The organism is Streptomyces sp. NBC_00078 (assembly GCF_026343335.1).
GTDB lineage: Bacteria > Actinomycetota > Actinomycetes > Streptomycetales > Streptomycetaceae > Streptomyces.
This window is the reverse complement of sequence record NZ_JAPELX010000001.1, coordinates 619,229-637,664: the sequence shown is the minus strand read 5'-3', so window position 1 is coordinate 637,664 and position 18,436 is coordinate 619,229. Positions and strand designations below refer to the sequence as shown.

The 18,436-nt window shown below is 71.4% G+C and carries 20 protein-coding genes; 7 read left to right on the top strand and 13 right to left on the bottom strand.

Going from position 1 to position 18,436, the window contains the following annotated elements:
* The first annotated feature begins 19 nt into the window (after positions 1-19).
* On the top strand, positions 20-487 hold the full coding sequence (locus OOK07_RS02950; protein ID WP_266794886.1) for an SHOCT domain-containing protein: 468 nt from the start codon (positions 20-22) through the stop codon (positions 485-487).
* Positions 488-520: 33 nt separating this feature from the next.
* Entirely contained in the window at positions 521-967 is a 447-nt protein-coding gene (locus tag OOK07_RS02945; protein WP_266676686.1) for a DUF7144 family membrane protein, read from the top strand.
* 70 nt (positions 968-1,037) lie between these two features.
* On the opposite strand, the gene rho is transcribed toward OOK07_RS02945, so the two are convergent.
* Together rho and OOK07_RS02935 are read right to left on the bottom strand one after the other, a co-directional pair.
* Positions 1,038-2,180, bottom strand: coding sequence for a transcription termination factor Rho (gene rho, locus OOK07_RS02940; protein ID WP_266676684.1), 1,143 nt, complete (start codon positions 2,178-2,180; stop codon positions 1,038-1,040).
* A 279-nt stretch (positions 2,181-2,459) separates the two neighbouring features.
* Positions 2,460-3,287 (bottom strand): class I SAM-dependent methyltransferase, encoded by an 828-nt coding sequence (locus OOK07_RS02935; protein ID WP_266676682.1) that lies wholly within the window; start codon positions 3,285-3,287, stop codon positions 2,460-2,462.
* 217 nt (positions 3,288-3,504) lie between these two features.
* Here OOK07_RS02935 and OOK07_RS02930 point away from each other — a divergent pair, with 217 nt between their 5' ends.
* Positions 3,505-3,984: an SRPBCC family protein gene (locus tag OOK07_RS02930; RefSeq protein ID WP_266794885.1), complete on the top strand. Its 480-nt coding sequence runs from the start codon at positions 3,505-3,507 to the stop codon at positions 3,982-3,984.
* Positions 3,985-4,191: 207 nt separating this feature from the next.
* Here the strand turns inward: OOK07_RS02930 and OOK07_RS02925 are convergent, their stop codons facing one another.
* Positions 4,192-4,599 (bottom strand): nuclear transport factor 2 family protein, encoded by a 408-nt coding sequence (locus OOK07_RS02925; protein WP_266676678.1) that lies wholly within the window; start codon positions 4,597-4,599, stop codon positions 4,192-4,194.
* A gap of 83 nt (positions 4,600-4,682) precedes the next feature.
* Between OOK07_RS02925 and OOK07_RS02920 the strand changes: the two genes are divergently transcribed.
* Positions 4,683-5,408, top strand: a complete 726-nt coding sequence (locus tag OOK07_RS02920) for a class I SAM-dependent methyltransferase (RefSeq protein ID WP_266676676.1) — start codon at positions 4,683-4,685, stop codon at positions 5,406-5,408.
* A gap of 15 nt (positions 5,409-5,423) precedes the next feature.
* Here the strand turns inward: OOK07_RS02920 and OOK07_RS02915 are convergent, their stop codons facing one another.
* From OOK07_RS02915 to OOK07_RS02880, 8 genes are all read right to left on the bottom strand, one after another.
* Positions 5,424-5,684 (bottom strand): hypothetical protein, encoded by a 261-nt coding sequence (locus OOK07_RS02915; RefSeq protein ID WP_266794884.1) that lies wholly within the window; start codon positions 5,682-5,684, stop codon positions 5,424-5,426.
* Positions 5,685-5,880: 196 nt separating this feature from the next.
* A complete protein-coding gene (locus OOK07_RS02910) occupies positions 5,881-6,624 on the bottom strand; it encodes a GntR family transcriptional regulator (protein WP_266794883.1) in 744 nt (247 codons plus the stop codon).
* 130 nt (positions 6,625-6,754) lie between these two features.
* A complete protein-coding gene (locus tag OOK07_RS02905) occupies positions 6,755-7,921 on the bottom strand; it encodes a serine hydrolase domain-containing protein (RefSeq protein WP_266676670.1) in 1,167 nt (388 codons plus the stop codon).
* 136 nt (positions 7,922-8,057) lie between these two features.
* Complete coding sequence (locus tag OOK07_RS02900; protein ID WP_266794882.1) at positions 8,058-9,026, bottom strand: acetylxylan esterase; 969 nt, start codon at positions 9,024-9,026, stop codon at positions 8,058-8,060.
* A 345-nt stretch (positions 9,027-9,371) separates the two neighbouring features.
* On the bottom strand, positions 9,372-9,956 hold the full coding sequence (locus OOK07_RS02895; RefSeq protein ID WP_266794881.1) for an Rv1733c family protein: 585 nt from the start codon (positions 9,954-9,956) through the stop codon (positions 9,372-9,374).
* Between the two features lie 295 nt (positions 9,957-10,251).
* The gene (locus OOK07_RS02890; protein WP_266676664.1) at positions 10,252-11,019 is read right to left on the bottom strand and encodes a ferredoxin reductase; all 768 of its coding nucleotides are present in this window, start codon (positions 11,017-11,019) and stop codon (positions 10,252-10,254) included.
* Entirely contained in the window at positions 11,012-11,617 is a 606-nt protein-coding gene (locus tag OOK07_RS02885) for a sulfite oxidase-like oxidoreductase (RefSeq protein WP_266676662.1), read from the bottom strand. The genes OOK07_RS02890 and OOK07_RS02885 overlap by 8 nt, the downstream gene beginning before the upstream one ends.
* Before the next feature lie 106 nt (positions 11,618-11,723).
* On the bottom strand, positions 11,724-12,161 hold the full coding sequence (locus OOK07_RS02880) for a MarR family winged helix-turn-helix transcriptional regulator (RefSeq protein ID WP_266676661.1): 438 nt from the start codon (positions 12,159-12,161) through the stop codon (positions 11,724-11,726).
* A 111-nt stretch (positions 12,162-12,272) separates the two neighbouring features.
* Here OOK07_RS02880 and OOK07_RS02875 point away from each other — a divergent pair, with 111 nt between their 5' ends.
* Entirely contained in the window at positions 12,273-13,325 is a 1,053-nt protein-coding gene (locus OOK07_RS02875) for a hypothetical protein (protein ID WP_266794880.1), read from the top strand.
* Between the two features lie 172 nt (positions 13,326-13,497).
* Positions 13,498-14,346, top strand: a complete 849-nt coding sequence (locus OOK07_RS02870; RefSeq protein ID WP_266794879.1) for a putative protein N(5)-glutamine methyltransferase — start codon at positions 13,498-13,500, stop codon at positions 14,344-14,346.
* Positions 14,347-14,373: 27 nt separating this feature from the next.
* Here the strand turns inward: OOK07_RS02870 and OOK07_RS02865 are convergent, their stop codons facing one another.
* Both OOK07_RS02865 and OOK07_RS02860 read right to left on the bottom strand, forming a co-directional pair.
* On the bottom strand, positions 14,374-15,054 hold the full coding sequence (locus tag OOK07_RS02865; RefSeq protein WP_266794878.1) for a hypothetical protein: 681 nt from the start codon (positions 15,052-15,054) through the stop codon (positions 14,374-14,376).
* 117 nt (positions 15,055-15,171) lie between these two features.
* Positions 15,172-17,238 carry a SpoIIE family protein phosphatase gene (locus tag OOK07_RS02860; protein WP_266794877.1) on the bottom strand — a complete coding sequence of 689 codons (2,067 nt, stop codon included), beginning with the start codon at positions 17,236-17,238 and terminating at the stop codon, positions 15,172-15,174.
* Between the two features lie 286 nt (positions 17,239-17,524).
* Here OOK07_RS02860 and OOK07_RS02855 point away from each other — a divergent pair, with 286 nt between their 5' ends.
* Positions 17,525-18,415: a hypothetical protein gene (locus OOK07_RS02855; protein WP_266794876.1), complete on the top strand. Its 891-nt coding sequence runs from the start codon at positions 17,525-17,527 to the stop codon at positions 18,413-18,415.
* The last annotated feature ends 21 nt before the right edge of the window (positions 18,416-18,436 follow it).

Here is an 18,436-nt window from a genome sequence, read left to right as displayed (position 1 = left end):
CCGGGACCGGAGGAGAGAAATGAGCGCGTCGACGTATCTCGCGTACGACTTTCCGCTGCTGAGCGCCTTCTGGACGATGCTGTGGTTCTTCCTGTGGATCATGTGGTTCGTCCTGCTCTTCCGCATCGTCGTAGACATCTTCCGTGACGACGCCATGAGCGGCTGGGCCAAGACCGGCTGGCTGGTGTTCGTCATCGTGCTGCCCTTCCTGGGCGTGTTCATCTACGTGATCGCCCGCGGCAAGAACATGGGACACCGGGAGATCTCGCAGGCACGGGCGCAGCAGCAGGCCTTCGACTCGTACATCCGCGACACCGCCAAGGACGGAGGAAAGTCCAGCAGCGTCGACGAACTCGCCAAGCTCTCCGAGATCCGCGCCCGTGGTGACATCACGGACGAGGAGTTCGCCCGGGCCAAGGACCTGGTTCTGACCGGCCACGGTCCCGCGACGCACTCCGGTGCCGACGCGGCCTCCCACGGGCGCTGAGCACGCCGGACCGATCGAAACGAGGCACCAAGGATGACTGCGACACACACCGCACACGCGCCGACGACGAAGCAGAACTGGGCTGCCGGCCTGATGGTCTTCGGGGCCGTCATGCTGATGATCGCCGGACTGCTCGCCATCTTCCGCGGCATCATGGCGATCGCCAAGGACGACGTGTTCGTCAACACGCCCAACTACGTCTTCCAGTTCAACCTGTCCGGGTGGGGCTGGGTCCACCTCGCCCTGGGCGCGGTCGCCGTGCTCGTCAGCTTCGGTCTGTTCCAGGCGGCGACGTGGGCGCGCGTCGCCGGCGTGGCCATCGCCGGACTCATCATCATCGCCAACTTCCTCTCCCTGCCGTACTACCCGGTCTGGTCCGTCGTGATGATCGCGATATCGGGATTCATCATCTGGGCCCTGTGCGTGGTCCGGCGCGACGACTCCTTCGAGCCGTTCGAGCGCCCGCCGCACGACGTCTGAGGTCTCCGGAACGGGCACCCGCCGGTGACCTGAGGTTCGGCGTACGCCATGACCTGAGGCACCGGCAAGCTCATTCGGCAGGCAGCGTCGGCTGGATGCGGCGCAGGAACGTCGCGTTGTCCGGGGTGTCCCGCATGCGCTCCAGCAGGGTCTCCAGACCGGACTGGCCGTCCCGGGTCTGCAGGGCGCGCCGCAGACCGCGTACGACTGTCAACTCGGCGGCGGACAGGAGGAGTTCCTCGCGTCGGGTGCCGGACGGGTTGATGTCGACGGCCGGGAACACGCGGCGCGAGGCCAGCTCGCGGCTGAGGCGGAGTTCCATGTTGCCGGTGCTCTTGAGTTCCTCGAAGAAGTAGTCGTCGGCACGGGAACCGGTCTCCACCAGCGCGGTGGCGAGGATCGTGAGCGAACCGCCCTCCTCGGCCAGCCGGGCCGCCCCGAAGAACCGCTTCGGCCCGAGCAGGGCGGTCGCGTCGACACCGCCGCTCAGTGTGCGGCCACCGGCGGCGGCCGCGTTGTTGTGCGCCCGGCACAGCCGGGTCAGGGAGTCGAGCAGGATGACGACGTCCTCGCCCGCCTCGACGAGCCGCTTGGCCCGCTCGATGACGAGATCGGCGAGCGCGATGTGCTGCTTGGCCGCCCGGTCGAAGGTCGAGGCGTACACCTCGCCGCGCACGGAACGCCGCATCTCGGTGACCTCCTCGGGGCGCTCGTCGAGCAGCACCACCATCAGGTGGCACTCGGGGTGGTTGCCGGCGACGGCGGCCGCGATCTGCTGGAGCACCACGGTCTTGCCGGTCTTGGGCGGGGCCACGAGCAGCCCGCGCTGGCCCTTGCCGACGGGTGTGATCAGGTCGGCGACGCGCCCGGTCAGGCCGGCCGCCGGGTGTTCGAGACGGAGCCGGCCGCGCGGGTGCAGCGGCGTGAGGTCGCGGAAGTGACGGCGGCCGCGCAGTTCGTCGGGCGTGCGCCCGTTGATCCGTGCGACCTCGGTCAGGGCGCGCCGGCCGTCGCGTACGCCGTCGACGAGGTCGCCCTTGCGCAGGCCGTGACGGCGGATCAGCGCGGGGGAGACGGCGAGGTCGGAGGGCGAGGGCAGCAGGCTCTCGGCGCGCAGGTGCCCCTTCCCGCTCGCGTCGATGTCGAGGACACCGGTGGCGACCTGCGTCGTGGGCTCTTGCTTGACTGGAGGGTGTTCGAGAGTGGTGGTCATGGTGGTCGGTCCTTTCGAGGACGGATGGCACGGGACATGCGGAAGGAAGGAGTGGCGCCGCGAAGAGAAGAGGCGGACTGAGCGCCTTCGGCGGCAGGAACATCACCTGGGGTACGGCACAGCGGTGCCGGCCACGAGGTGGTGCGGGAAAGCCGGTGCGCTGGCCGCGCTACGGCGGGCGATTCGGCGAACTGAAAGGGAACTGGCACCGGCGCCCTCAAAGGGGGCGTACACAAGTGCTAGCAGGACCGTACCACAGGGGGTACGGCGCCAAACCGCTCAGCGGGTGGCGAGGAGGCCGTAGAGAAGCGGGATCCGTGGCTCCGGAAGGCGCCACCAGCCGGAGGGGGTCCGGACCATCTGCGGCCACCGTGGCCAGGGCAGCTCGTCGCTCTCGCGCAGCCCCCGGATGGCCATTCCCGCACAGATCAACGCGTTGACGACCTCGCTTATTCCGTGCATCCACTCGTAACTGTCGGTGGCGCCCTCGACGGCCGGGCCGTCGGTGTAGGTGTGCGTCGCGTCCCGGTGCACCGCGCCGTCGCCGGCCAGGTAGTCGTGGCGCAGCAGCAGTTCGCGGCCTTCGCCCGGAGCGGGTTTGGGACCCAGCGAGTTGAGCAGGGGGTGGAACTCGACCAGGTACAACCGGCCGCCCGGACGCAGGAGTTGGGCGACGACGGCCGCCCAGCGGTCCAGGTCCGGCAGATAGCACAGCGCGCCCTTGCCGGTGTAGACGACGTCGAACCGCCGCCCGTCCAGGGCCTGTACGGCGTCGTAGACATCCGACTCGACGTAGTCGACGTCCAGGCCGGCCCTCGCCGCGATGTCCCTCGCGGCGGCCACCGACGCCCCGGAGAAGTCGAGGCCGACGGCCCGGGCGCCGCGCCGGGCGAAGGCGATCGTCTCGGTCCCGAGGTGGCACTGCAGGTGGAGCACGTCGCGTCCGGCCAGCTCGCCCAGGTCGTCCCACTCGAAGGAGGCGAACCAGCGGGCCGGGTCCAGGTCCTGGTCGAGACCGTAGAACCGGCTGGCGAGGTGGACGGGGGTGCGGGCGTCCCAGTTCGCCCGGTTGGCCCGCATGAACCGTGCGTGCTCGTCGGTGGTCATGAGGACATCCAACCGCGGAAGCGCTCCGGACGGCGGGAGGAACCGCGTATCGGCCAGATTGCGCGCGGGACACGTGGCCGACGCCGGCAGGGGCGAACGGTCCGGGCCGTGGCAGGTGGCGGTGAGATGCGTCAACATTCAGGGAAGGGGCGCTGGATCTGATCGGCGGCGCGACTCCGGAGCGCGGACGCCGTTGACGGTGAGGAGGCCGGCCGGTGTGAGGTGGACGGGCGCGCGGCACACGGACAAACCCACGGTCGAGGTGCGGACCTGGATCGACGCCCCGCCGGAGCGAGTGTGGGCGCTGGTCTCCGACATCGGGCTGGTGCCGGGCACGAGCCACGGACTCCGGTCGGTGGAATGGCTCGACGGCGCCACCGGGCCGGCCGTCGGCAGCCGCTTCCTCGGCCGCGGCAGTCACGAGGCATGCGGCGAGTGGATCACCACCTCGTACGTCATCGAGTGCGAACCGTGCCGCGTCCTCGCCTGGGCCGTACGGGACCCCACCGAGCCGTCGGAGGTCTGGCGCTTCCGGCTCCATGCCGGCGACGGCGGCACCGAGCTGTCGGAATGGGTGCAACTGGTCCCCGGCCGCTCCGGACTGGAAGAGAAGATCGTCTTCGTACGGCTGCGGGAGTTCGAGCACACCATGACCGCGACACTGAAGCACATCAAGCACCTGGCGGAGACGGGCTGATGGGCGCCGGCTGGCACTGCCCGCCGAGGCGGTCACCGTGCGGGCGTGCGGCGGCGGGTGCTGCGCACCGACGTGCCGTTCGCGGAGACCAAGGAGTACGTCGCCGGCGGTGGGGTGAAAACACCCTGACGACACTCGGTGCGTACGTGATCGCCGCCCTGGGGTGTCGTCGGCACGTGTGCCTGGACGAACACCGGGTGAGTGAGGTCAGGAGGCGGCGGCGGACCGAGCCTCCGCCTCCTTGGCGATGTCCTCGAACCGTGCCCCCATGGCCGCCGCCAGGGCCTGGGCGCCCGACAACGGCCGCACCATGACGGTGAGTTCGTCGATCAGGCCGTTCTCGTCGACGTGGATGAAGTCGCAGCCCGTCAGCTCCCGGTCGCCCACCCGCGCGGCGAACACCAGCGCGTGGTCGCGGCCGTCGGCGCCGGTCAGTTCACGCTCGTACCGGAAGTCCTCGAAGACCTGCGACACCGCGCGCAGGATCGCCGTCGTGATCGCCTTGCCCGGGTATGGCTTGAAGACGACCGGGCTGGTGAAGACGACGTCCTTCGCCAGCAGTGCCTCGACGGCGTCCATGTCTCCGGCCTCGACCGCCTCGCGGAACGCTCGCATCACGCCACCTCGTAATCAACTTTTTGAGTAGGTGAGGATGAGAGTAATCAGTCGGTGTGCAGCTGTCCACTAGGCTGACGTGGGTGTTCAGCCCCGAAGGCCCCAGCCTGCGCGAACTCGCCGTCCAGGCGTTGTCGTCCGTCGAGCAAGGCTACGACCTGCTCGCTCCGAAGTTCGACCGCACGCCCTTCCGGACGCCCGACTCGGTGCTCGACGCCGTCGCCTCGGCGCTGGCCCGGACGGGGCCCTTCCACAGCGGCCTCGACCTGTGTTGCGGCACGGGTGTGGGCGTCGACGTGCTGGCGCGGCTGTGCCGGGAGAGCGTCACCGGGGTCGACTTCAGCGCGGGCATGCTCGCCGTGGCCCAGGAGGGCGTACGGCCGCTGGGGCCGACGATCTCCTGGGTCCGGGGCGATGCCCGCGCCCTTCCGTTCGGCCCCGGCACCTTCGACCTCGTGGTGAGCTTCGGGGCGTTCGGCCACTTCCTGCCCGCCGAACTGCCCGGCCTGTTCGCCCGGGTCCACTCCGTGCTGCGGCCGGGCGGCAGCTTCGCCTTCCCCATCCTCGCCCCGCCACGGGCCACGTCGCCCGCGTTCTGGATGCTGCTCGGCTTCGACGCGGTCATGCGGGTGCGCAACGCCGTGTGGCGGCCGCCGTTCGTGATGTACTACCGGGCCTTCCGGCTCGGGGACGTACGACGGGACCTGGAGTTCGCCGGGTTCCGCGTGGGGCTGGAGGCCCTGCCGGAGTTCGGCCGGCGCCCCGACGGCAGCCCACGCGTACGGATGGTTCTGGCCGTCCGCTCCTGACGAAGTCGCCGCCGATCAGAGGTCGGGCACGTCGGGCAGGCCGAGTACGCCGCCCAGCGCCGGGGCGATGGCCGCATCCGGCCCCGACTCCCTTCCCTCGTGGACCGCTTCGGTGAAGCGGTCGTCCCCGAGGCAGGCGCGCCGCCGACGCTCGTACTCACGGTGGAAGACCGTCCTGGCGGGCCTGCCGAGCGGGACGCCCGTGGCAGGTGGCCGGCCACGGGCGTCCCGCTCGCCGGGCTGCACCACGGCCGGGTGGGCGCCGACGACGAGCAATCCCGCCCTGCTCGAAGACGCTCTCGGCAGCCGCTCCGCGGCCGGCCCGGCGTTCCCTGGCCAGCTGCCGCGCAAGCCGGGTGTCGTCGGCGGTCACGGACTGTGGCTGGTGCGGCAGGTTAGCGACCTGGCCGCCGACGACCTCGACGCGTCGGGGTCCGTCGTACGGCTGTGCTTCTCGGCGGGCTGGGCACGCTCAGCCCGCAGCGGGCAGCGTGAACTCATAGACCAGGGCGCAGGGTTGGGCGTCCACGACCAGGTCGGTGATCTCCAGTGGCCGTGCGTACTGGTCGTGCACGCGCCGGGTGACCCGCACCGAGGGCGTGTCCGTGAGGCGGGTGATGGAGTCCCGGTGATGCAGGGTCAGGCCCGCCTTGCGCATCCAGTCGTAGGCGCGGCTCAGCTGGGCCGAGGCGGCGCCGTCCGCCCGGTCGCGGTAACGGGCCAGCTCCTCGACCTCGGAGAGCGCCACAGCGGAGAAGGACGTGACCGCGCTGCGGCGCCCCCGGCCGTCGGCACCGGCCGACTCGTATCGGTGCACGAGGGTCGGGCGGTGCGGGGCGAGCCCGAGGGCCTCCGCGTGCTCCGGCGGGGGAGTCTCCCAGGTCACCCTGGTCCGGTCGACGGCGCCGGGGTCCGCGGTCCGGGCGCCGACCGGGAAGGTCGAAGAGGGCGCGGTCTCGACCGGCAGCCCGGGCAGCGTGGCGTGACTGCCCCGCCGGTCGGTGGCGACCAGGCCGTCCCGGCGGAGCACCTCCAGCGCCTGCCGGACGGTCTCCCTGCTGACACCGAAATGACCGGCCAACTCCCGTTCGCCCGGCAGCCGTTCACCGGGCGGGACGGTGCCGTCGCGCAGTTCGCCGAGCAGCTGCTGCGCGACGCGCCAGTACAGCGGCTCTCCATCGCTGCGGGTGTGGTCGTGCGGGGTGGTGCGGGCCATGCCGCGCCTCCTGTTGGTGACGTACCGTAGCCGTGCGGGCTCATTGCGCCACCAGATCTAGCATTGGTCTAAACCACGAGGGAAGACCGGTCTGCGGGTTCGGCCGAAACCGGCCCGCCCCGATCGCCGCTCACAGCGCGTTGTACAAAGCGTCGACGAGGGCCGTCTTCCGTGGATCGTCCGCGATATGAGGCCCCATCCGGTTCATCACATAGCCCAGGGACACCCCCGCCTCCGGGTCGGCGAGGCCGCAGGAGCCGCCGAAGCCGTCGTGTCCGAAAGCCCGCGGGTTGGGGCCGTACGAGCCGTTCGGGCCGCTCAGCCACAGACCGAGCCCGGCCTCCGTCTCGTGCTCGAAACCGGCGCCGAGCACCAGGTCCCGGCAGCTGCCCTGCCCTGCGCGGACCTGCTCGGCCGCCTCGGCGGACAGGACGCGGTGGCCGTCGTACGAACCCCGGCCCGCGAAGATCCCGTAGAGCGCGGCGACCGCCCGCGCCGTGCCGTGCCCGTTCGCGGCCGGGATCTCGGCGGCCCGCCATTCGGGCGTGTTGGCCTCGGTCGCGCCCACCAGCGGATTGGTCAGCGCCGCCAGCGCCAGGGGCGTCAACTGGCTGAAGATCGCCGCCTGTTCGCTGCTCGACGCGGCTGGCGGATGCACCAGTTCGGCCGCTCGCCCGGCCTCCTTCTCCGGCAGTCCGACGGTGAAGTCGATCCCTAGCGGCCCGGTCACCTCCCGTTCGAGGAACGCCCGCGGCCGCAGCCCCGAGACCCGCCGCACGACCTCCCCGACCAGGAAGCCGTAGGTGATCGCGTGGTAGCCGGACCGTGTCCCCGGCTCCCACCACGGCTCCGTCGCCGCGAGCCGCCGCGTCGTCAACTCCCAGTCGTAGAGCTGCTCCAGCGAGTGCGGCTCACGCGGGCCGGACAGCCCCGCCCGATGCGACAGCAGATGGCGTACGAGGATCCCGTCCTTGCCGGCCGCGGCGAACTCGGGCCAGTACGAGGCCACCGGCGCGTCGAGGTCGAGCAGTCCCCGGTCGGCGAGGATGTGCGCGCACAGTGCGACCGGGCCCTTCGTGGTCGACCACACGTTGACGAGGGTGTCCCGCTCCCAGGGCCGGGTGCGGGCCGCGTCGGCCCAGCCGCCCCACAGATCGACCACGACCTCCCCGCCGACGCTCACGGCGACCGCGGCACCGAGCTCCGCCCGCTTCCGGAAGTTCTCCTCCAGCGCCGTCCGCACCGCCGCGAACCGCTCGTCGCAGTAACCGTGCACCTCTGCCTCGCGCTGCGCCATGGGGTCCTCCGTCGTCCGCCCGAAGCCCGGGCCGCGACGCTGCGACCCGGGCAGTCCGGAACATACCGACTGGTCGGACTGGATGGAAGGCCTGAAGCGGAAGAGCTTGCGGACCTCCGGTTTCGTGCGGAGCCCGTCAGACGTACGACCGCAGCCAGTCCAGCTTGGCCGCCTCCTGGAAGGGGCCGCCGCCCTCGTGGTCGTTGAAGTCGTACACCTCGATCTTCTTTTCGTCGTGCGCCCAGGCGTTGAAAGCCGCGAAGACGGTCGACGGCGGGCAGGTCTGGTCCTCCAGGGCCGCCGAGAACAGGGCGGGGGCGCGGCCGCGGGAGGCGAAGTGGACGCCGTCGAAGTACGACAGGGTGCGCAGGGCGTCCGCGGTCCGGCCGCGGTGGGTCTTGAGGTAGAGGCCGATCTCGCGGTACGGGTGGCGGTCCGTGCTGGTCGCGGCGCGCGGGTAGTCGCACAGGAACGGAACGTCCGGCGCGATCGCCGTCAGGTCCGGGATCAGGCCGCCCACGGCGATGGTGATGCCGCCGCCCTGGCTGGCGCCGAGGGCGACCGTGCGGGAGGCGTCGGTCAGCGGATGCGAGCGGGCCGCCTCGACGGCACGGACCGCGTCCGTGAACACGCGGCGGTAGTAGTAGTTCTCGGGTGCGTCGATGCCGCGGGTCATGAAACCGGGGTAGGCGGGCGCGCCGCCCACCGGGTCCGCGGTGCCGCCGCCCCCGCCCCACGCGCTGCCCTGCCCGCGTGTGTCCATCACGAAGTGCGCCCGGCCCGTGGACGCCCACAGCAGATGCTCGTGCGGCAGGCCGCGCCCGCCGCCGTAGCCGACGAACTCCACGACCAGCGGTATCGGCTCCTCGGCCGAGGCGGGCAGCGTCAGCCAGCCCTTCACCGGGTGCCCCCCGAACCCCGCGAACGTCACGTCGAACACCCGGACCGTCGTGAGGCCGGTGTCGACCGGTTCGAAACGGGCGTCCAGGTCGTGCTCGCGGGCCTCCTGCAGGGTCTTGGACCAGAACGCGTCGAAACCCTCGGGCTCGGTGGACGCGCTGCGGTACTCGCGCAGCTCGTCGAGGGGGAGGTCGAACAGGGCCATGTAGGACCGCCTTTGCGAAGGGGCGAAGGATCAGGCAGAGACGATCACACCGTACGTGGGTCCTCCGACGAATCGCCAGGTCTTTCCGGCCGTACCTGTCTACGACAGCGCCCCTGTCTTCAGCCGTGGACCTGCTGGTCAAGGAGGCAGGAGTGCTGGTCGTCGCCGGGGACCGTGAGATCCAGGGCGGTCGGGTGGCCGTAACGAATGGTCGGGTCACCGCCGTGGCGGAGATCGCCAGGTCCGCGGTCACGGTCACGGCGGGGTGCTCCTGGGGTCATGGGATGTGCTGCCTTCATCCTCACGTCGACCGGGAGGCGGCGCAGTCGGCATCCCCGTACCGGTTCATGCCTTGCGTCGCGTCCACTGCGGTTCGGTCCGTGCCCATTCCCGCTCCCACTCCGCCAGCCGGCGGCCGGTGGACACGCGGCGCACGACGGCGTTCGCGAGGAGCACCGCGCCCACCGCGCCGCCCGTGGCGGTGATGCCGATGGTCACCGTGTGCTGCCAGACCGCGGTCTCGCCCGTCGGTGGGGCCACGGTCCTGCCCCGGGAGTCGAGCCAGACGTCGACGGTGTCGCCGTGCTGCGTGCCCGCCGGGACGCGCGCGTTCGTGGTGTGTGTGCCGGTCACGGGATCCCTCCACCGCACGTCCACGCGGTACGAGTGCTGCCGGCCACCCTCGACCGTGGGCAGCATGTCGGGGGTCCCGCCGACGACCTCGGCCCGCACGCGGTGACGTTCGGCGCGCTCCGCCGTGGCGCTGCCCTGCGCCGCGTCATGGGCCCACCAGCCCGCGAAGGCCCCCGCCAGCGGGGCGCCCACCAGCAGCAGGACGGCGACGATCAGCGCCGTCCACGCCTCCACCACGTCCGAGTGGCGCCGCAGCGGATTGCGCCGCCAGCGCCAACCGCGCACTTGGGTTCGCATCCCGACCTCCTCGCCGTCACCGGAGCCGGAGGGGCCGTACCGTGTTTGCTTCGTATTGTCCCTCCCCACCGCCTGTGCGCGCGAGTGCCCAGGGAAAGCGGATACCCAGCACGCGGGAGACCGCTCTTTGCGAAGCTGCGAGGGAAGCGTCGAGCAGGCCGCGAGCAGGCCGCGAGCAGGCCGTCAGGAGACCGCGAGCAGGCCGTCAGGAGACCGCGAGCAGGCATCGAGGAGGTCGGGAGCAGGCCGCGAGGAGGTCGGGACGAGGCCGGGAGGAAGCCGTGGCGCCCGCTCGTCAGCCGAAGCGTTCGATCCGGATCCGGTGCACGGGCTGGCCGGCCTCGACGAGCAGCCGCGAAGCGTGCTCGGCGAAGGCGTTCGAGCCGCACACATAGGCCTCCCACCCACCAGGAGGCTGCTCGGCCAGGAGTGGCGCCACATGTGCGGCCGCCATACGCCCGACGGGCACACCCGCCGGCGCGTTCCGCGTGAACACCGGCGTTGTCTCCGCGCCGAACTCCCGCGCGTAGATGAGCGCTTCGGGACTGCGCGCGGACACGACGAGCCGCAGCGGTACGTCGAGATCCCGTGCCCGGTGGTGGCGCACCATCGACATCAGCGGCACGACACCCGAGCCGGCGCCGATCAGCAGCGCGGGACGGTCGCCCGGCCAGGCGAAGAACCCGCTCAGCGGGCCACGCACCTCGACCTGGTCGCCCGGCTCGGCCACGTCGTGGAACCAGCCCGAGACCTCGCCGTCCTCGACATGGTCCAGGGTCAGCTCGATGTGACCCGGGTCGTCGGGAGCGGACGCGATCGAATAGTGGCGCTGGGCCACGTATCCGTCCTTGGCGGTCAGCCGCAGCATCAGGTGCTGGCCGGGCAGATGCCCCGCCCAGGCGGGCACCGCGAACCGGAAGGTGGAGGCGTACGCGGTCTCGCGCCGGACCTCGGTCAGTGTGGCCGTCTGCCAGACCGTGGCGGTCCGGTTGCTCACGGCGATCCGGCCGGGCACGGCAAAGCGCGTCGGAGGAGTGGCCGCGGGTGTGAACGTCTCAGTCACCGGAGTACCGCTGCTCCTGCCAGGGGTTGCCGCGTGCGTGGTAGCCGTTCTGCTCCCAGAAGCCCGGCTCGTCGTGGTCGAGGAGCGTCAGGCCCGCGATCCATTTGGCGCTCTTCCAGAAGTACAGGTGCGGCACCAGCAGCCGGGCGGGCCCGCCGTGCTCGGGTGTGAGGGGCTGCCCGCCGTACTCCCAGGCGATCCAGGCACGCCCGCCGGTCAGGTCCGTGAGCGGCAGGTTCGTGGTGTACCCGGTGTGTGCATGGGCGACGGCATGGGTGGCGGACCCATGGGGGCGCACCACATCGAGAAAGGCGTCCAGGGACACACCCCCGAAGCGCACCCCGAACTTCGACCAACTCGTCACACAGTGGATGTCGCCCTCGTACGCCGACTCCGGCAGCGTGTGCGCCTGCTCCCAGTCCCAGGTCCGCGGCCGCTCCACGAGCCCGTCGACGCGGAAGGTCCAGTCGGCGGGCGCCAGTTCGGGCGTGACCTCCGCGGACAGGACGGGCCATTCGTCGCCCGCGTCGTACTGGCCGGGCGGCAGGCCGGGATTGTCGACGCGGGCGCGTCCGGTGAAGCCTCGGGTGACGTTCATGTGGATCCAGCGGGACGGAAGTGATTGCCTACGCATTCAACCGTACGTGCTCGTCGGCGGTGCTCCCGCCCCGGCCGGGTGCGCGGACACCTCGTCCGCCCGTCCGCTAGTCCTCGTCCGCGGGGCGCGCCCACGCGTTGTAGCGCACGAGATAGTCGGCGAACCGCTCCAGGTCCTCGCTGGGCCAGTCCGCCAGCCGCTCGCGGAAGGCCGCCCGGCGACTGTCGGTGACCTGGGCGAGGATCTGGCGCCCGGTGTCGGTCAGGTGCAGGACCTGGACGCGATGGTCGTCCGGGTCCAGGCGCCGTTCGATCAGCCGGGCCCGTTCGAGTGCCGACACCTGACGGCTGACCGTGGACTTGTCCAGGGCGTAGTGCGCTGCCAGATCGGTCGCCCGGCAGCCACCGCTCTCCTCCAGGTGACCGAGCAGCGTGTACGAGACCAGCGACAGCTCGGGGTGCATGCGGCCGGCCGAGGCACGGGCGCGCCGGGCGAAGACCGTCATCTCCCGCTGGATCGTCTCCACGGCCTCGTCTTCCTCCACCGGACCTCCCTCACGTCCCACCGGACCTCCCTGTGGCTTCACCGACGGTTTGGTTGTATAGTACAACTTTAGTGAGAGTTGTATAAGCCAACCATTTGGAGGTTGCGAGCGATGAGGTCGCCGTCCCTGCGTCATGTGATCACGCACCTGATCACCCCGCTGCTGATGTGCCTCGGCATGGGATTCGCGTACATGGGGGCGTTCGTGACGCCGGAGCCCCACCACCTGCCCGTAGCCGTCGTCGGTTCCGGTCCGCAGGCGAAGGTGTTCGCGCAGACCGTCAAGGACGAGGCGGGGGACAAGCTCGACGTGCGTACGGTCGCCACCCGCTCCGAAGCCGTCGACCTGCTCGACTCCCGTGACATCACGGGCGCCTACGTGCCCGGCGCGAGGGCGCCTGAGCTCGTGGTCGCCTCCGCCGCCTCCGACATGGACGCCACGGCGGTCGAAAAGGTCTTCACGCCCGTCGCCGCCGAGCAGGGTGTCGCGCTGAAGGTCACCGACGTGGCCGCACCGGTCGACGACGACCCCACCGGGCAGGGCCTGTTCTTCCTGCTGATCGCGCTGAGCATCGGCTCCTACGCCTCCGTCGCCGCGCTCGGTGCCGCCGGCGGCACCCTGCCGATGCGGGTACGCGCCCTGCTGGCGCTCGGTGTCTCCGCCGTCGTCAGCGGCATCGGCGCGCTGCTCGCCGGGCCCGTCTTCCATCTCGCCCACCACGACCTCGCAGAGCTGTGGGGCATGGCCTGGCTCTACTCCGCGGGCATCCTCTTCGTCGGCGTGGGCCTGCACACGTTCCTCAAGCGCTGGACCACCCTCACCATGATGGTGCTGTTCGTGATGCTCAACTTCACCAGCTCCGGCGGGTTGTTCCGCCCCGACCTGCAGAACGGCTTCTTCGGCGCCCTGCACGCCTTCTGGAACGGCGCCGGATTCGTCGAGGGCGCCCGCAGCCTCCTGTACTTCCACAGCGACGGCCTGTCCCGCAACGTAGGGACGCTGGCGGCCTGGCTGCTGCTCGGCCTCGTGATCACGGCGGTCGCCGCCGTACATGAGCGGTCGAAGGCGCCCGTGGCCGCCGCCACCCCGGTACGCGCGGACCGTCACGAAGTCGAGGAGGAGGAGCAGATCGAGGAAGAGGTCGAGGAGACCGTCGGCGTCTGAGCGTTGGGGTAATGTGGCCGTCCGGCCGCGGAACATCCCGGCCCTCGCAGACCGAGGAGGTGAGACCCATTACCGCAGTGTCAGGTCGGGTGCTCTCTCCTCGAGTCGACGTGGGTCGCCGGTAGGCGACAGCGAGAGCGCCCTTCGCATCACCGAAAGGCTCTCGGCCTCCATGCCCTCAGGTTCTTCTGCTTCTTCTGCTTCCCCTTCCTTTCCCTCTGCTCCCTCTTTGTCGATTTGCCCGGCCGCACCCGACGTCCGTGCCCGCGTCGTCGCCGAGTTGCGCACCGCGGGCTGTGTCTTCGCGGAGGACGAGGCGGAGTTGATCCTGGCCACCGCCCGCACGCCCGGGGAACTGGCCGCCATGGTCGACCGCCGGGTCACCGGACTGCCTCTCGAACTCGTCGTCGGCTGGGCCGGGTTCAGAGGGCTGCGCATCGCCGTGGAGCCCGGTGTCTTCGTGCCGCGCCGCCGCACCGAGTTCCTCGTCGAGCAGGCCCTCGCCCAGGTTCCGGACGCCTCTGTCGTGGTGGACCTGTGCTGCGGCTCGGGCGCGGTCGGCGCCGCCCTGGCCGCCGGGCTCGGACAGGTGGAACTGCACGCCGCCGACATCGACCCGGCAGCGGTGCGCTGCGCCCGCCGCAATGTCGGCGCGGTCGGCGGCCAGGTCCACCAGGGCGACCTCTTCGCGGCGCTGCCCGGCGATCTGCGCGGCCGGATCGCCATCCTCGCGGCCAATGTGCCCTACGTCCCCACGAGCGAGGTCGGCCTGCTGCCCGCGGAAGCCCGCGACCACGAACCGCTGGTCGCGCTCGACGGCGGTGCGGACGGACTCGACGTCCTGCGCCGGGTCGCCGCCGAGGCGCCCCGCTGGCTCGCCCCCGGCGGCTGCCTCCTGGTCGAGACGAGCGAACGGCAGGCCACCGCTGCCCTCGACGCCTTCACCGGCAGTGGATTGAGGGCACGTCTGGCAGTCTCCGAGGAGCTGTACGCCAACGTCGTGATCGGTGTCGGACCGTAGGACCGGTCTTGGGTCCTGGTAGCGGCGTCAGGTCGTGGCGCCGCTGCCCGACGGGCTCGGCGACGGTGCATGGTCGCGCCAGTCCCTGTTGCCCGGGCCCGGGAACCTGTCGTGCCGGCCGCCGCCGGGCCCCCTGTCGTCCCAGGTGCCCGAGATCGCGCGCGTCGCGGTCCTGGTGCCGTCGTCGGAACGGGTGCCGACGACGACAGCCGTCTCGCCCTTCTTGAGGTCGCCGGCGCCGGAACCCTTCGTCCCGTCCCGGAACACGGTGGTGCCGGAGTTCACGGTCCAGGTCCACACGGCGCCGTCGTCGCTCTTGACGGACACCTGGTCGCCGTCGGCCTTCTCGACGGTGCCGCGCTGCCAGATCCGTACGATCCACTTGCCCGTGTCCTGGTCCTTGACCGTCGCCTCGCCGTGCACCCCCATGCCGCCGACGCCGAACCCGAACCGGTGGCCTCCACCGTGCCGGACGCCCGGCCCGTCCGGCGAGGGTGACGCGGATCCGGACGCGGAGGGCGTGCCGCTCCGGCCCGAGCCGCCCGAGGTGGCGGCGTAGGCGACGGTGCCGCCGAGGGCGAGGACGGCGACCGTGGTCGCCGCGATCACGGCGCGCGACCGGCGGGACCGCCGCCGCCAGAGCCCCGGTTCGTGGTCCGCCCCGCCCGGCCCCGTCATCACTTCCCAGTCGTCCGATTCGTGCGTCACCGCTCGCTCCCATCGGCCACGGCACCGGCATCTCTATGCCACGCCTTACTGTGATTGTCGGCTGTGGACGATAAGGAGCAGGTAATCAATACCTGTGAGAACGGGCGCCCCGGATGATCAGTCCGGTTTCTGCACCCGGGCGATGAGAAGCGCCACGTCGTCGGAGTTGTCGGGCTGGTGCAGGGTGCGCAGCAGGAGGTCGCAGACCTCCTCCAGGGGGCGGTCGGGGCCTTCGAGGAGGGCCAGGAGTGCGTCCAGGCGCTCGTCGAGGGGATGCTGCCGGGTCTCCACCAGGCCGTCGGTGTAGAACACGAGGCGGTCGCCGGGTTCCAGGTCGACCATGGTGGTCGAGAACGCGACCCCGCCCACGCCCAGCGGCACCCCGGTGGGCAGGTCCAGCAGTTCCGGGGGACGCCCGGCGCGCAGCCTGGCCGGCGGCAGGTGTCCCGCGTTGGCGATCCGGCACTGCCGCAGCTCGGGGTCGTGGACGGCGTACACGCAGGTGGCGATGGAGTGGTCCAGGCCATCGGTGATCTTGTCGAGGTGTTCCAGGAGCCGGGCCGGATCGAGGTCGAGGGAGGCGAGGGTGTTGGTCGCCGTGCGCAGCCGGCCCATCGTCGCGGCGGCGTTGATGCCGCTGCCCATCACGTCTCCCACCACCAGGGCCGTCTTGCCGTCGTCCAGGGGGATCACGTCGAACCAGTCACCGCCGACCTCGGCGGTGGCGCCCGCGGGTTGGTAGCGGGAGGCGACTTCCAGGCCGCCGGTCACGGACGGGTGGCTGGGCAGCAGGCTGCGCTGGAGGGTGAGGGCGGTGTCGCGGGCGTTCTGGTACCAGCGGGCGTTGTCGATCTGCACAGCGGCGCGGGCCGCCAGCTCGCGGGCGAGCAGCAGGTCGTCCTCGCTGAACGGGAGCGGGTTGCGCGTGCGCTTGAGGTCGAGGGCGCCGAGCACCTCGCCCCGGGCGATCAGCGGCACGGCCAGATAGGAGTGGACGCCCGCACGGGCCAGTAGGTCCGCCGCCTCGGGCGAGCGGGCGATGCGGGGCAGGTCCGCGGCCTCGACCTGCGTCACCATGACCGGCCGGCCGGTGCGCACGCACTCGGTGACGAGACGGTCGGGACCGTACCGGGCCACCTGCCCGGGCGGGTCGGCCGCCCGCAGCGCCTCCGGGGCGCCCTCCGCCTGCACGGCCAGGGCCCGGATCACCGCCGACTCCGCGGGGCCCAGGCTGCTGCGCCTGCCGGCCACCACCGCGTCCAGCAGATCGACGGCGGCGATGTCGGCGAGTTCCGGCACGGCGACGTCGGCCAGTTCACGGGCGGTGCGGTCCAGTTCCAGGGTGGTGCCGATCCGGGCGGAGGCGTCCGCGATGACCTGGAGCCGTCGCCGCGCGGCCTCCGCCTCCACGCCCGCCCGGTGCTGTTCGGTGACGTCCACGACCGAACTGGCCAGGCCCAGGACCGTTCCGACCGCGTCGTCCAGGCGGTACAGCGAGATCGACCAGGCACGCTCGTCGTCCGGGTCGGCCATGGTCCGGCCGACGGTCTGCCGGTCGACCAGGGGGCGCCCGGTCCGGAGCACCTCCTGCGCGGCCGCCTCGATGGCCGCGACGTCGAGATACGGCAGGACCTCGCGGAGCGAGCGGCCGACGTGGTCCTCGGCCGACAGCCCGTTGATCTCCTCCAGCGCAGGGTTGACCGACACGTAGCGCAGATCGGTGTCCAGGACGGCCAGCCCGATGGGGGACTGGGCGATCATCCGGGTGGACAGGGCCACGTCCCGCTCCAGCCGCCGTACGGTCGACCGGTCTGCGCACAGCCCCAGCGCGTAGACGTCGCCGTGGTCGTCCAGCAGCCGCATGTTGCGGAACTCCACGAGACGCGTGGTGCCGTCCTTGCGCCGGATGGGGAAGGCCCCGGCCCAGCTCTGGCCGGTGACCATGACGTCGGCGAACAGCTTGACCACCAGGTCGAGGTGCTGTTCGTGCACCATGATCCGGGCCGCGTACTCGCCGAGGGCCTCTTGGGCCGGATAGCCGAACAGCTCCTCGGCCTGCGGGCTCCACAGCGCGATGCGTCCCTCGGCATCCAGGACCACGGAGGCCACGCGGAGCACGTCGAGCAGCCCGCTCGGCCGGACCGGCTCCTCGTCGTCGGCCACCGGAAACCCGGGTGCACTCATTCCACGCACCGCCTTCGCCCGCTCACGCGGCACGCCGTCCCCTGTGCCGACTCCCCATGTTCTACCGCGCTCAACCGTCCCTGTGACGACCCCGTCGCCCACCTCCACCATCCCTCAACACAGCCGGGGCCGTCCCGCCGGAATCGTGACGACACTAACCCGGGGCGGAGCGTCGCCGAGCCGAAAGCCTCCGTCACTGAATTGGTCTGTACATGACCACCCGGTCGCGTCAGACTGTCCGCACTGTTCCGCCGAGCATGCCCACCCCCCATGGAGGAGCCCTCCCATGCCCCTGCGCGCCCGGCAACGTTGTCAGACGGCCCTGGCCGCGGCCGTCGTCCTCGCCACCGCCGTCGTCCTCGCCACCGCCGCCGTCCTGTCGGCCGCCCCGCCCGCGTCGGCCGCCGACACCTGGAACGAAGTGGGCTCCGACCGCGCCGATCCGCTCACCGAGAGCCAGGGCCTGACCTCGGTCGAGGTCCCGGCCGGGAGCCCCAACCACTACACCGGCATCGGCACCATCCCCGCCGACGTCAGCAGCCGGGGCTGGAACCACGTCGGCGACCCCGACGCCTCCTATGACGGCTACTACGTCGAGCCGTACCAGGCCGACTCGGGCAACGCGAAGATGTTCCGCGTACAGGCGCCGGACGGCACCTGGTCCGAATACGTCCACACGCTCAGTCCCGGCGAGGCCCTCAACAACTCGTGGGTCGCGATCTCCGGCGGCCCGTGGATGCTGTCGGGCGAGTACGGCACCATGAGCCGCCTGCTGGTCTTCCCGACCCCCGGCGTCAACGCAGGCACCTCACCGTCGGCGAACCTCCCGCAGGCCTCCACCGTCACCCTCGACCATGCCGTACGCGATGTGCAGGGCTGCGACTTCTCCGGCCCGACCACGCTCCTGTGCTCCTCCGACGACCCGGAGGGCTCGCTCTTCGGCATGACCAGGCCACTGCTGCAGATCGACCTGTCCGCCGAACCGAACGGCACCTCGGACGTCTTCGGCCATGTCACCGCCCTGCGGCAGCTTCCGCTGCGCAGCTCCTGCTCCGGCACGTTCGAGGTGGAGGGCATCGACTACGACCGCCGGAACGCCACCCTGCGCGTGATCGTCGTGTCGCCGGGCTTCTGTGTGCTGACGGACAGCAAGACCTACCGGTTCACACGGAGCTGAGCCTCTCGCTGGTCTGCCCCG